Raw genomic sequence first — 13,776 nt, 5'->3', positions numbered from 1 at the left:
AAAAAGGTAAGCCGCGATCAAATCAGGCACGCACGGAAGCAACCCGGTCAGCGCTTTTGAGCGCTGCGAGAAAGCTGTTTTCCGACAAAGGCTATGCCGAAACCTCGACGCCTGAGATCGTTGAAGCGGCGGGGGTCACGCGCGGCGCGCTCTATCATCACTTCGAGGACAAGTTGGCGCTCTTTCGTTCAGTTGTTAGGGAAGAGTATATTGCGGTCGCGGACGAGATCACGGCTTCGGTAAAGGCAGAACCGGATTCAGCGGTTGACGCCTTGCGGCAGGGCAGCCGCGGTTATCTACAGGCGATGTCAGACAAGGGCCGTGTTCGGATCATGCTACTTGATGGTCCGGCTGTCGTTGGGCAAGTAGAGCTTGACAAGATCGACCGGGAAACTTCGGCCGACACATTGCGGCTGGGCCTAGCAGAAGCGATGGAAACGCAGCAGATCAAACACCTGCCGATCAATGCCCTGACCGTCCAACTCTCTGCACTTTTTGACAGGGCCGCACTTGCCGTTTCAGAAGGAGACGATCCCGAGGACCACCTCGAAATTCTGGACGCGTTTTTCGCGTCGCTGACATAGCTGAGAGCGGTAAATTAGTCATTTTGCGAATTTTTGTATTGTGGCAAAGTCGGCCTAGCGTTTGTTTGGGGCGCTCCATCGCTGCGAGATCGACCGACGTCCTCTTTGGAGAATGCAGCGTTGCATCGATGAGGTTGCGCAAGGTCTCCTTTGGGCCGTCCTAGTTGCCACCAACGCTGCTACCGACCAGATGCCGTGCCGTATTCGAGGTCAGGAGAGAGCCCAACCTGTGAATTAGATTTCTTCGCTGCGCGCTCTCGCACCACAGATTTTGCCGCGTGCGCATCATCTTGTGCACGGCAATTCAGCGTAAAGAGCGGCCATTCGTGCCGGGCGCAGCGAGACTTCGTCAGGCAATTAGCGAGGCGGTCAGAGCCGCAGTTCACTGCTACCGAGCAAAAGTCCGCTTCCGCGCCCTCGTGCTCTCTCTGGTGTTCGTCTCAACAGTCACTTAGCCTCAAAGTATGAATCAACCGAGTGTAACTTTTGACACCCGTACCATTGTCGCCTGGGATTTCGACGGCGTGCTAAACCGCAACATTGTGAACGGCAGATTCATCTGGGCTGATAGGTTCGAGATCGATATTGGTCATTCGCTGAATGACTTTACAGAAATAATCTTCCGCAACGGATTTGACGAAGTCATCACCGGCAAGGTGGATTTGCGTGACCGCATCGAAGAGTGGGCCCGCACCGTCAACTATACCGAAGGCGCTGACGCGCTTATTTCATATTGGTTTAAGAATGACGCCTTGCCGGACACGGAAGTTACAATGGCGATGGATATGCTGAGCAGCCGCGGCGTTCGTCAGATCATTGTAACCAATAATGAGGCCCGCCGGGCAGCCTTCATCGAGCGAGAGATGGGTTTTGGAAACCGTGTTGAGCATGTGTTCGCATCTGGTCGAATGGGCGTTCGTAAGCCGGACCCGGCGTTTTTCAAACATGTGACAGATGTTCTTGAAGTGGAACCAAAACAGATGCTTCTAGTCGATGACTGTCCAAAGAACGTCCCAGCTGCAGTTCGTTGCGGATGGCGCGCGTTCCATTTCATAGATCATACGCGTGATCAGTTACGCAAGGTACTAGGACTGAACCCACAAAACTAGCTCGGCCTATACTCCACAGAGCCCAAGAGACGCCATTCGTGCAGCTTGCAGCATCGGTCAAAGTGGGCTCACTGCTGCACGATGCCGGTGCAGCGTGATCGAGGGTGAGGGCAGTTTGAAACCCGCCGTTGGCTTTGCGGGCTATCCCTCTGATACTTATCTGTGTTTGTTCGATGCGCCGACATTCGCGCTTCGGCAGCCAGCGTTCGGACAACGCGCCGCGAGAGATGAAGGGGAGCCCTTTATTGACCGATACTGCAGCCTGCCCGAATGGTAGGACTGCTCAGCTAGCAGTCGTTGGTCAATCAAAAGACCAATTGAGTCACTTCGCGAGGAACCCATCTATCGCATCCATCACGGCCTTGGATTTCCCACGATCCTGTGCGTCCGGATGAGGTGATGCGAATTTGCCCGTGTCGTTATCGAAGAATTTTCCGTCAGCCTCTGCAAACTCACCGGACAGGGCCGCGCAAACAAGTATGTCCGCACCTTGAGAAATATCGCCACCCGCAACCCCGAAGGCTTGTTTAACCATTTTGCTGCCGAGCATAGAACCCGGATTGACCGCAATGACAGTTGGGCCTTCACCGTCCGAAGCTAAAGCCATCTCGGATGACCACATAGTCAGCGCCAGCTTGCTTTGGGCATAAGCAGCGCCCGCAGACAGGGTGGACTTACCCAGTAGAGCGTCGATCTGAACGGGGGACTGTGCCGCCGAAGACAAGTTTACAACCCGAGACCCCTTGGCCGTACTAAGCAGAGTCCAAAGGCGTCTGGTCAGCAGGTATGGCGCGAAGGTGTTGACGGCAAATCGGGTATCCAGCCCATCAACCGTTCGCGTTACAGGGGTTTCGTAGACCCCCGCGTTGTTGATCAACACATCAAGGCTTTGATGATTGTCGGCCACGGTCCGAGCCAAGTTTTCGACCTCTTCCATGCGTGAGAGATCAGCAACATAGCTGTGAACAGGACCGACTTGTCCTGAACGTGTCAAATCCATCTGCACAGCATTCAGTTTTTCAGAATTTCTCCCATGCAAAAGGACAGTATGCCCAAGCGCGGCGATAGCGCGGGCGGTAGCCAGCCCGATGCCGTCCGTCGCGCCTGTGATGAGGATGGTCTTTGTCATTTGGTATGTCCCTCAATAGGTGAAGCCCGGCAGCACGCCCGTGGCCAACCGGTTCAGCGTGGTTGTCATATCGGCCTGATTGAAACGCAGGTTGAGGGCGACATGATTGACGCCGATGCCCTCAAGCGATTTCAGATAGGCCACCAGATCATGCGCACTAAGTCTGAGGCCCAGATGAATGGGCTGCGGCGCGTGGCTGCCTTCAACCAGATCGACATATAACGGCTGCATCACCGGCTGTTCGTCTCGACCAGCGTCGATAGTGCGTGCGCGCCAATCGGCGATGATCTTTGCCTGCGTGGGCGTATCCCGCGGATACAACATCCAGCCATCGCCGTTGCTAGCGATCCACTCCGGAGATTGCTGACTGGCGCCTGTAACCAACATAGGAAGCCTTGCGCCACTGGGCTTAGGGAGCATGTCGATTGAGCCGTCAAGCGCGCCATGGCCGCCCTGATGCACCGGGCGATCCTTGGCCATCTCGCGGATATAGGCGAAGGCTTCGCGGAACCGATCAGCACGATCACCAAAGGACATGTCGAGCGCCGGATATTCGTCGGGCCGGTCGCCGGATGCGACCCCCAGCAGCATGCGGCCACCGGACAGCACATCCACGCTGGCAGCCGCCTTGGCCACATGTGCAGGGTGGCGCAAGGGCAGAATGGCGCTGGCCAGTCCTAAAGCAATCGACTGCGTTTGACCCGCCAACATCCCGAGATACACCCACGGATCAAAAATTTGACCTGCATCGCCAAAACTCGACACGCTGAAAGGGACATCACGTAACCACACGGCGGCAAAGCCCAGTTCTTCCGCCAGCTTTATGCGGGCGAGTTGATTGCGCATGGTTGGGATGGCGCTGTTGGCATAGGTCTCCAGCGGCGCGACCAAGCCGACCGTCAGCTTGTCTTTCTGAAACACGGAATTGTAGGCCCAATTGATAACCGGGAAAGTCTCTTGTTGCGTCGTGTCGAGCATAAGGTTTCTCCTGCGCGAATCGGTCAATACCGAACCAGTGTGCGGCTCTCGATGCTTTTGCGGATCACATGAAGGCAGTCATCCTCGACCAGATCAATCGCGCTATGTGCGATAGAGGGGAGGCCCTTGTTGTCGTAGATGTTGAAGAAGGTCACTTCATCGGGCGTCATCTTTGATTGATAAGTCCATTCATGCCTGTCGTTTGCAGCAAGCCCCATGATGTGACCAAGACGGTCGGGGTAAACTAGGTCGATCAGGATCCAATCCTCGTCCGCCACGCTTGAGGGGCGCAAAAATGCTAGCGGTGCGCTGTTGATCGGCGTCTCAATAGGTCGCCAGACATTGATGAACCCATAATGTCCTGAGCTCCATTCCGCTGCTTTGTCAGGCCCAAGAATGTCGACCAGGCGTTGTTGCGCACCTTGCGCACTGTAATCACTATGCACATTGCAGGCGGGTTTACGGTCTGAGTTTGAATCGTCTACCCGTACGGTGTGATCGAACACGATCACCTCTTTTGCCTCGACTTCCCGTTTGAGAAGCTCAGTCAGTTCGCGGTCATAGTCGGTTTTCCAGTGTTGATCTTCGGTAAACTCAGCTACCTGCGTCGGCTCTTGGACAAAGCTGACGCAATCCGTGGCGAACGTCACCGCAGTATGACCGTTGCGCACATCCCAGACGTTGATATCTGTCGCAACAAGTTCAGGTGAAATCAGCTTTCCGACCACACCTCCGGCATCAATATGAAATGCCTGCCGTGTGTCGCGGTGAACATGATAATTGACGGTTCCAGTCCGTGGCATCTGCACTATCCTGTGAGTTGATGTTTGCGCGTCAGGCCGGTTGTCAGCCTGACGCTGCTGTGTTCGTGTTCACTTCACATCCTGAATGCCGATCACCAGATCGTTCCAGGCACGCTGGTTTTCCATGTCGAACTGCGCACCGTTGTCATCGGCATATTGGAACCGCTTTTGCGCCGGTGTCTTGCTCATCGACTGATAGAGCCAATAAGCCTCTTCCTTCAGCGCTTCGGTAATCGGCAGATCGATTGACGCATAGACTGTGCGTTTGCAGGCCTCAATGGACTCGGCAGGGAACTGGGCGATCCGTTCAGCGAGGGCTTTGACGTGATCCGCAATCTTGTCCGCATCAAGCGCTTTGTTGATCGTGCCGTAGGCTTCGGCCTTGTCAGCATCAAAATCCTCGGCGCCGAGAACGATCTCAAGTGCGCGACCCAGTCCAACCTGACGGGCCATGCGTGACGCGCCCCCACCACAGGGCAGGATGCCCATGCCGACTTCCATCTGCATGAACTTGGCCTTACCGCGTGCCGCAAATCGCATATCACAAGCCAAGGCAAACTCATGGCCTCCGCCACGCGCAAAGCCCTCGATCTGAGCGATGGTCGCCTGGGACAGCTTGCTGATCCGATCCAGTGTCGCTTGTAGATCCATCACCTCGATCTCGGCGCGATCCACCGCTGTGGTCGACATGTCCTTCAGGAAATTGGTATCAGCGTGCGCCACGAAGATCTCAGGATGCGCAGATTTGAACACGACGACCTTAATATCGCGGTCCTGCTCCAGCGCATCTGCCAGTTTGCTCAAGTCCTCCAACATGGGCAAACCCTGAATGTTGACCGGGGGATAGTCAAAGGTCACCCAAGCAATTCCGTTTTGGGTAGATACGTTGAATGTTGTGAAGCCGTCGTACGCCATGAATGATCTCCTGTTCGCGATTAAAGCAAACATAGCTTCTTCATTTTTTGATGAAACAGCATATAAGTGAGTTCAGTATTCGCATTTTGGATATAATCATGGATCTTGAAAGTGTTCGCCTTTTTGTTCGGGCAGCGGAGAAGCTGAACATCAGCGAGGCAGGTCGCAGTCTCGGGTTAGCCCCTGCGGTTGCCAGCACGAGACTTGCCAAACTTGAGAAAAACCTCGGGTCTGATTTGTTGCACCGTTCGACACGCAAGGTCAGTCTTTCCACCGAGGGGGCCGAGTTTTTGCCTTTTGCCAGAGAACTTCTCGCACAGGAAAAAGCGGCACGCGCAGCCCTCGGACTGGAAACCTCCGAAGCCAGCGGCACATTGCGGTTCACAGCCCCCAGCAGTTTCGCACAGATGTATGTCGCGCCAATACTGCCGGAGTTTCTGGACACCCATCCGAACGTAAAGCTCGATTTGCACCTCTCCGACAGTATGGTCGGGCTGATTGAAGGTAGTTTTGATCTGTCATTGCGCAATTCTGCCTTGGAGGACTCCAGCCTCAAGGCCCGCAAGCTGGCAGATGACCGCCGCATTCTTTGCGCGTCACCAGATTACCTCCAACGTCACGGTACACCGCAACAGCCAATTGACCTGGAAGATCATGCGCTGATCGGGTTTCAGGACCAATCTGCGCGCAACCTGAGAACTGCGGACGGAAAGACAGGCGTCTTTGACCCACAATCGGCGAGCTGTCGGCTGGTTCTCAACAACGGTCTGAGCCAAAAAGCAGCGACAGTGGCAGGGGCTGGCATCTCCATGAACTCGATGTGGAGCGTTCACGATGAAATTCGCAAAGGCTCACTTGTCAGAGTGTTGCCGGAGTTTGATGTCGATGATCAATCTGTGTTGTGGCTGGTTTATCCAAAATCCAACGTGCTGACCGCTAAAGTTCGGGTGTTTATTGATTATCTGATCGAGAAGATCGGCAAATCGCCAGTGTGGGCGTCGGACTGAGTTTTTGCAGGAGTTGGATATGGCAATGTCCGCATAGCGCGCCATTTCAGCCCTTGGATCAAACGAAGCGAAATGGTGCTTTGTTTAAGGTTTTTCGATGCGGGCCATGGTGTGCGATATCGGCTTGTGCAGACCGTGGCTCGCGTTGGAAAACCCTGACAAGGAGGAGGCCGCGGGGGTTGTGCGGTGCCTAGGCCCAACTGGTCCGAAGCTGCATATTTGGGCGTTATTAAGAACATGAAGCGAAAACGCCACAGTTAGCCTGAAACTTTAGGGTCCATCCGGCCAAGAAAGTGTCACATAAGCTGTAATTCGACCCATTTGCGACACTGCAATCTGTCACAGGTGCCTGTCTTCTGCGGGCCTACCCTTTTGTGACGCGTCAGCGACAGCAGCCATTCATATAGATGGCGGCGAAATCTGACAGTGAGCCCAACTCTTCCATGTTCTGCATTGCAGTGAATGTCGGCTTCACGATTCGTCAGTGTAAGCTAAAGCCTCACGAATTCTTGCTGTTGCGAATTCGAAGAAGGCATGAACTCGGGCGCTCCTGCGGATATCAGGATGTGCCAGCATCCAGAGATTTGAATTGAACTTTTCGTCGGGATCGTGAACCCGAACTAGGTCAGAGTAAACGTCGCCCAAGTAGCATGGCAGTGCTCCAAAACCGAGGCCGCCGCGAACCAGGTCGAAGACACCCATCAGAGAACTGGATACAGTCACCGGCGCTCCCTCGGCTTTGTGCTGCAAGGTGATCTGGCTCATCGGCGATTGGTTGAGACTGTCGTTCAGTCTGATCCATCGGTGCTCGCTTGTCGGCTGATCCCGCATTGCATCGAGGTAATCTCCGCTCGCATAAGCAGCATAGGCGAGATTGGTCAGATTGCGACCGATCCAGTGTTCCGGCGGGGCGCTTGTCGGGCGCAATGCAATATCTGCGTCACGCTGCATCAGATCCAGAGGGCGCGTGCCAGACAAGAGCCGCAATTCTATGTCTGGGTACTTTCGTTGAAACTCTGAAAACACCGGGGTCAGACAGTGGAGCAGTGTATCCGTTGTTGTCACTGTCAACGCGCCTGCCAATCGCAGGTCCTGACCACCCAACTCCCGTTCGATACTGTTCATACCATCGCGCAGGTGAAGCCCGTTTCGGAAGAAGTGTTCCCCAGCCGCTGTCATTATATAGCCGTGACTCAACCGTTCAAACAGAGTGACGCCTAACCGGGCTTCAACTCCTTCAATCCTGCGAAAAACGGTCGAATGGTTGACCCCCAACTGGCGCGCCGCGCCAGACAGGCTGCCTGCCTCGCATACGGCAAGGACAAAAGGGACATCGCTCCAGTCGATTTTCTGTGCATTCATGCAAGCTCTCCTTGCTTGAACTGTGAATTAATTTGCGCATTGTAACAAGCTATCTGTTGTTCAAGCGAACAATGGAGACACGAGATGAATACTTCCCTGAACCTGCCTGAGCGTGTTGGTCCCAAGCCGGAAACCACACATGGCCTGCCGCACGCTCAAGTCACTCAACACGGATCTGACGGCATCGTTGACCAGATGCGCGACTGGGCGTTTTCCCTTCCCGGCGTTGATGAAGCCCACAGCCTTGTGTCGGTTCCCGGCGCTCGCGCGATGGTCATGCACGACGGTGCCGCCTGCAATCATGATGCCTTCATGATCGGGCGCGAGTTCGCCCACATCCATCCCAAACCCGACAATGGCAGCATGCATGTGCAACTGCCCAGAGCTGACGCATTGGAAGTGGTCAAGAAAGGTTGGGGTGAACATCACACCCTAGTCGATCTGGGCCGCCGCCCTGTCGGGTTGGTCATGGTCTATTCGCCACGTGACGAGGCCGAATTGGCCATCATCAAATCCATCCTTGGCCGGTCCTACGAATACGCCACCGGCAAAGAAATCGCAGCGTAGCCCCCCAACCCATAGAAAGGAGCCTCCAATGAAACACGTGCTCATGAGTGCTGTTGCAGGATTGCTTTTCGCAAGTTCTGCGCTTGCAACAGAAATCGAAACCAAGTCGCTTGACGAGCTATATGCCAACGCCGTTGCCCAAGGCGGTGAACTTGTCATCCGGGCGGGTGGCGATAAGGACGATCAGGCTGATTACTATCTGAATATGTTCAAAGAACGTTTTCCAAAAATCAAAGTCACACACAGCGTTGATCTGAGCTTCTATCATGCATCGCGTTACGACAACGCCCGCAATGATGCGGACAAGTCGGAAGTGCCGGACATCATCCAACTGCAAACACTGCATGACTACGACTACTATGCTGAGCACGGGTTGCTGGAAAGATACAAGCCGAAGAACTGGGAGAAGGTCTACCCGGATTATAAAGATCCGCACGGGCGTTGGATCGGCCTGTTCGGCGTGGCCTTCACCAATGTATTCAATTCCGGCCTGATCAATGAAGATGACGCTCCACGCGATGCGCTGGATTATCTGGATCCCGCGCTGAAAGGTAAAGTCATCCTGACCTACCCGCATACCGATGATGCGGTTCTGTACCAGTTCTGGAATCTGAAAGAGAAATACGGCTGGGACTATCTGGAAAAACTCGTCGCGACAGAGCCGACCTGGGTGCGCGGTACGTCAATGCCATATGTTGCGATTGACAATGGCTGGTACGGTGCGAGCTTCACAACATCCTGGGCATTCGTGCCATTTGAAGGCAGCGACACCCGCCTCGTGCTGCCGGAAGAAGACTATTTCCTGACCTGGTTCCAGACTGCGGCCATCCCGACCGATGCCAAGAACAAGGCGGCGGCCAAGCTCTACCTGAACTGGATGCTCTCTGAGGAATTCCAGGGCGAGTGGCTGCAATTCCCGGTGCGCATGGATGTTGAATCGCCCGATGGCTACAAATCTCACCTGCACTACAACACCTCTCCCGCAGACTTCCACCGGTTCATGCTGAAGCGCGATCAGGTCGAGCGTTTCCGCCTACAAATCGAACAGCTCGTCGGTCCGGCTGAAGGACCAGCCCCTCTGGAACTGGACTACAGCGTCAAACCTTAACCCTGCTCACGGTTTCGCGTTGCGACCAAAACGCAGCAACGCGAAGCCCTTCACTATCGGAGAATACCCATGAAAATCCTTATCGTAGGCGCAACCGGCCTCATCGGCGGCGCAGTCGCAAATGTCCTCTCGGCCAACCATGAAATCATCAGCGCCGGATACAGCGACGGTGACGTGAAGGTCGATCTTGGTTCCAAAGCCTCCATCGAGGCGATGTTCCAGGCCATCGGCACCGTGGACGCCGTGATCAGCACCGCCGGGCTTGCCGGTTTTGCGCCCTTCAACGAGCTGGACGACACGGCTTACGATCTTGCGCTTGGCAACAAGCTGATGGGCCAGATCAACCTTGTCCGCGTTGGACAGAGACATATCAGCGATGCTGGATCGTTCACGCTCACTGCCGGCATACTGTCACGAGAACCGATGCAGGGCTCGGTGGTGATCAGCATCGCCAATGGGGCGCTGGAATCCTTTGCCAAGGCAGCGGCACTCGAACTTGATCGCGACCTACGGGTAAACACCGTCAGCCCGGTCTTCGTCAAGGAAACGATGGAGATGATGGGCATGGATTCAAGCACGGGCTTATCGGCGGCAGACACTGCAAAGGCCTACGTCGCTGCCATCGAAGGGAACATGAACGGCGAAACGTTGGACGCGCCTGACTATGCATAACGCTATGAGCTAATCAAACTTGCTTGGAAAAAACCTGCTGTTCGGACCGCGAGGCCGAATGGCAGATTTGTCCGCGCAACAGTCATCTGAGGCATGATCTAGAATGTCCGGAATTTGCTGTTCTCGACGTGCTGCGCTGGCAAAATCAGTCGTGCGATCAAGGGCAGCTCAGGGCTCTTACCGCATATCCGCAATCATTCTTGAGCGTAAAGATCTAGCGATCTGTCTTGTCGCACATCGCAATTCTCGCGCAACAAGCATCAAACGGATGCCTATCCTTCAAAAGACTTCATCTGTTTTTTCGCTTTGTCCCAAGAAGCCCCTAACCTTCTGCTCAAACCATGATGGGGGCATACCGAACGAAGGCATGCACGATAACCTGCCCACTATGGCACATTGAGGCCAGCGGGGTGTCTACACATTTAAAGCCAAACACCTTCGAGTTGGCGGCTAGGTTGAATGAAGTACCCGGTCCAAAGTCTGCTTCGTCTCAGTTGCACCGTAGCGTGTGCAACTGAGACGACGATGGCCTTACTCAAGGGGCGATCTCACTTCACAGGTTTGCATACAGGGCGTACATCGATGGCAGTGGAGAGCCCAACCTGTGAATTGGACATACTCTTTGCTCCCTCGCTGCACTATTGTGCCCGTCTTGAAGAATTGAGTATATTCCGAACTCAAAGTGATGAAGGTACTGTCGCCTAAGGTTACTGATGGTAGAGCAAAGCACGTTAACCTCCCTCAAATTCGACACCAACTTGCTGCCCGAAAAGCAGCAGTACGCGTTTTTCCGCGAGCAACTGTTCGACTCGGCAGGGCTTGAAGTCGACCGCCCTGGACCTGCTGATAACCCATTTAGCCTCATTGCCGAATATAACAGAACTCCGAAATTCTGGATTTACAGATACCAATGCAATACGCCGTGCTTCTTCCACAGATCGGAGCGTGGGATGGTACGCACGGAAATGAACGCATTTGGTGTGCATTATCGGATCAAGGGGGAAGATCTGTCGACGCCGCTTTCCGAAGGTTTGGCGCTTACCAGGACAGGGGATCTACGTTCGCTCGACACCGAGCGAACGTTTTTCTACCAGCACAAAGGGGTGACGGTTTACACGTTGAATCTGAACCGGAAGAAGGTTTCGGAAGAGGTTCCCGGAATCTCGCAGCTACACAACATGGTCTTGAGTGACAGCCCGGTCACCAGAATACTCAAAACTGCAATTACTGGCGTGTTCAGGGAGTTGAAGCACGCGGATGATCGCGAAATCGAAACGCTTTCTGATACGCTCTATCGCCTCACCGTTGATGCGTTCCGACACCAGTGGATACAGGAACTCGAAACGCGCGAAATCCGGGATGAAACCGTCCTTTGCACCATAGTAGATTTCATCCATCGGAACTTCTATCGTCGTGACCTGACACCGGAAATGATTGCCAAGGCAATCGGAATATCACGTTCTAAATTGTACCAGATTTGCCAGCAAATGGACGCGCCCCAGCGCCTTATTCGATTGATACGATTGGAAAAAGCCGCGAGCCTGTTAAGGGCCGATGCCAACTGCAATATTGGTGACGTTGCCTACAAAACAGGTTTCTCTACTCGCCCTGCATTTTCCCGAGCGTTCATGGAACACTACGGCGTTTCCCCGACAGACTATCGCGAAGGGTTGCGGGAAAGAAAGTCTGAGCTTCAAGGGACGACCCCACCGACCGAAAGGGACTGGGAGAGGCTTAGGGCGTCGCTACAGGCGGCGGCATTAGGCTAAAGCCGGGAAACTGGATTTTCACCGGACCTACAGGAAGGTAAAAGTTGTGAGCTATGAAACTCTCAACAGTTCCTGCCAACTCAAAGCACTGCTTTTTTACGGCTCGGGGCCCGCTCCAAGTCTAGTCTTTCGTCTGCGTCAGTTGCGTCTCCAGACCGGCGGTCGAGGGCCTCAAAATAATTGAGCCACATTGCCACTGAATGAGGACAACTGCCTTCCTGCGAGATGGATTTCTCGTCGAACCTTTAGTTTGAATTCTACGTATTCACGGTTTCGATGGGTGCTAAAATTTCCTGCCCTCACAAAGTGCATTCGCCTGTATCTGGTATCCTACGCAAGGCCGAAGTTCATTCCGTTCATAAATGGTACCGCTGCGTCCAACTCCGCGAATGCCTGCTCGAAACCCAATCCGTTCTACGGCAATGGATTTACTGGTTCGGATGCTGATCCGGTACTCAGGGGTTTGAGATGCGACGCAGCAGGTCATCTTTCGGCCGCATAAGAGGCGGCAACACTGGTTCACACAACCTTGCCGTTGCGGCTTGGTTTCTGCCGGAGGACGCGCGATGAGCGATGTTCTCTGCGAACAATTTCAGTCTGGCGCAGCCGCTGAAAATAACACAGCGGATACTTCTCCGACGACACCCAAAGTTGACTATTCGGTCTCAGCGGGTCTGGCCGACCGGCTTGGAGGGCTTGGGCTGTCCATCGCCTTTACCTCCTACCAGTCAGGGTTCCTTTACATGGTGGGGGTCAAGCCGGGTGGTGGGATCAACATCCATCAGATGGCTTTCCCCCGACCAATGGGCATTCACCGTCATGGAGTGCATGGGTTGTCGCTGGCAGCAGACGATCAGATTCTGCACTTGCAGAACGTGCTGGACCCGCAAGAGCGCGTGAATGATCTGTTCGACGCCGCCTTCATGCCGCGTCAGAGCGAGTTTACCGGGCAGCTTGATTTGCACGACCTAGGCATTGACGCCTCGGGCAGTGCGATCTTCGTCAACACGCGATACAATTGCCTCGCAACGCCGGACTCGCGCCACAGCTTTCGTGAAGTCTGGCGGCCCCCGTTTATTTCATCGCTAGTGGATGAGGACCGCTGCCACCTGAACGGGCTGGCGATGAAGGACGGCCACCCCCGATACGTCACAGCTGTCAGCCGGTCGGACACTATCGACGGCTGGCGCGACCGACGTGCGGATGGGGGCATCGTTATTGACGTCGAGACGGGGGATATCATTTGCGACAACTTGTCGATGCCGCATTCGCCGCGATGGTATGACGGACGGTTGTGGCTGCTGAATTCCGGGCGTGGCGAGTTGGGAACAGTGGAGTTCGACTGGAACGGCAAGGGCCGTTTTGAGCCGCATGTTTTTTGTCCCGGTTTTGCCCGTGGTCTGGCCGTGCATGGTCGTCACGCCTTCGTCGGCTTGTCCAAGCCCCGTTACAAGCGGTTCGAGGGGCTGGAGCTTGAGGCCCGTCTGACCGAAGCCGACAGCACGCCATGGTGCGGAATCCAGATAATAGATCTTGAGACCAGGACATGTGTGGACTGGCTACGGATAGATGGCGCGGTGGCTGAGCTCTACGACCTTGAGCTTCTGCCAGGCCATCTCTGCCCTATGGCCGTTGCGCCCGGCACCTCTGAGGCCGCAACGCTGATCACCCTGTCGAAGCAAACATAGAAAACTCAACAATAAAATCAAAATTGGTACGGACATAATGAGTAAGACAAATCCAAGCACGAACCTGCCACACTATCCAGCGATC

13 protein-coding genes are annotated in these 13,776 nt (G+C 54.6%); 8 read left to right on the top strand and 5 right to left on the bottom strand.

Features of this window, described 5'->3' with window-relative positions; all coding sequences use genetic code 11:
* Nucleotides 1-56 precede the first annotated feature (56 nt).
* A complete protein-coding gene (locus HW561_RS20205) occupies nucleotides 57-584 on the top strand; it encodes a TetR/AcrR family transcriptional regulator (RefSeq protein ID WP_235963009.1) in 528 nt (175 codons plus the stop codon).
* A gap of 464 nt (nucleotides 585-1,048) precedes the next feature.
* Complete coding sequence (locus tag HW561_RS20200) at nucleotides 1,049-1,693, top strand: HAD-IA family hydrolase (protein WP_176867166.1); 645 nt, start codon at nucleotides 1,049-1,051, stop codon at nucleotides 1,691-1,693.
* A 322-nt stretch (nucleotides 1,694-2,015) separates the two neighbouring features.
* Here HW561_RS20200 and HW561_RS20195 read toward each other — a convergent pair whose 3' ends face one another.
* From HW561_RS20195 to HW561_RS20180, 4 genes are all read right to left on the bottom strand, one after another.
* A complete protein-coding gene (locus HW561_RS20195; RefSeq protein WP_176867165.1) occupies nucleotides 2,016-2,822 on the bottom strand; it encodes an SDR family NAD(P)-dependent oxidoreductase in 807 nt (268 codons plus the stop codon).
* Between the two features lie 12 nt (nucleotides 2,823-2,834).
* Nucleotides 2,835-3,800 carry an LLM class oxidoreductase gene (locus HW561_RS20190; protein WP_176867164.1) on the bottom strand — a complete coding sequence of 322 codons (966 nt, stop codon included), beginning with the start codon at nucleotides 3,798-3,800 and terminating at the stop codon, nucleotides 2,835-2,837.
* A 23-nt stretch (nucleotides 3,801-3,823) separates the two neighbouring features.
* On the bottom strand, nucleotides 3,824-4,603 hold the full coding sequence (locus tag HW561_RS20185) for a CmcJ/NvfI family oxidoreductase (protein WP_176867163.1): 780 nt from the start codon (nucleotides 4,601-4,603) through the stop codon (nucleotides 3,824-3,826).
* A 69-nt stretch (nucleotides 4,604-4,672) separates the two neighbouring features.
* Nucleotides 4,673-5,518 carry an enoyl-CoA hydratase/isomerase family protein gene (locus tag HW561_RS20180; protein ID WP_176867162.1) on the bottom strand — a complete coding sequence of 282 codons (846 nt, stop codon included), beginning with the start codon at nucleotides 5,516-5,518 and terminating at the stop codon, nucleotides 4,673-4,675.
* A 98-nt stretch (nucleotides 5,519-5,616) separates the two neighbouring features.
* On the opposite strand from HW561_RS20180, the gene HW561_RS20175 reads away from it, so the two are divergent.
* Nucleotides 5,617-6,525 (top strand): LysR family transcriptional regulator, encoded by a 909-nt coding sequence (locus HW561_RS20175; protein WP_176867161.1) that lies wholly within the window; start codon nucleotides 5,617-5,619, stop codon nucleotides 6,523-6,525.
* A 471-nt stretch (nucleotides 6,526-6,996) separates the two neighbouring features.
* On the opposite strand, the gene HW561_RS20170 is transcribed toward HW561_RS20175, so the two are convergent.
* Nucleotides 6,997-7,887: a LysR family transcriptional regulator gene (locus HW561_RS20170; protein ID WP_176867160.1), complete on the bottom strand. Its 891-nt coding sequence runs from the start codon at nucleotides 7,885-7,887 to the stop codon at nucleotides 6,997-6,999.
* A gap of 84 nt (nucleotides 7,888-7,971) precedes the next feature.
* On the opposite strand from HW561_RS20170, the gene HW561_RS20165 reads away from it, so the two are divergent.
* The 5 genes from HW561_RS20165 (at nucleotide 7,972) to HW561_RS20145 (ending at nucleotide 13,691) form a co-directional block, all read left to right on the top strand.
* Nucleotides 7,972-8,454 (top strand): luciferase domain-containing protein, encoded by a 483-nt coding sequence (locus tag HW561_RS20165; RefSeq protein WP_176867159.1) that lies wholly within the window; start codon nucleotides 7,972-7,974, stop codon nucleotides 8,452-8,454.
* Between the two features lie 28 nt (nucleotides 8,455-8,482).
* Nucleotides 8,483-9,562: an ABC transporter substrate-binding protein gene (locus HW561_RS20160; RefSeq protein WP_176867158.1), complete on the top strand. Its 1,080-nt coding sequence runs from the start codon at nucleotides 8,483-8,485 to the stop codon at nucleotides 9,560-9,562.
* 69 nt (nucleotides 9,563-9,631) lie between these two features.
* Nucleotides 9,632-10,234, top strand: coding sequence for a short chain dehydrogenase (locus tag HW561_RS20155; RefSeq protein ID WP_176867157.1), 603 nt, complete (start codon nucleotides 9,632-9,634; stop codon nucleotides 10,232-10,234).
* A gap of 713 nt (nucleotides 10,235-10,947) precedes the next feature.
* Complete coding sequence (locus tag HW561_RS20150; RefSeq protein WP_176867156.1) at nucleotides 10,948-12,003, top strand: helix-turn-helix transcriptional regulator; 1,056 nt, start codon at nucleotides 10,948-10,950, stop codon at nucleotides 12,001-12,003.
* 566 nt (nucleotides 12,004-12,569) lie between these two features.
* Nucleotides 12,570-13,691 carry a TIGR03032 family protein gene (locus HW561_RS20145; RefSeq protein WP_176867155.1) on the top strand — a complete coding sequence of 374 codons (1,122 nt, stop codon included), beginning with the start codon at nucleotides 12,570-12,572 and terminating at the stop codon, nucleotides 13,689-13,691.
* Nucleotides 13,692-13,776: the final 85 nt, after the last annotated feature.

Origin of the sequence: Ruegeria haliotis, from assembly GCF_013377785.1 — a bacterium.
Classification (GTDB): Bacteria; Pseudomonadota; Alphaproteobacteria; order Rhodobacterales; family Rhodobacteraceae; genus Ruegeria; species Ruegeria haliotis.
Note: the sequence above shows the minus strand (reverse complement) of the source record. Positions and strands in the feature narration are given on the sequence as shown.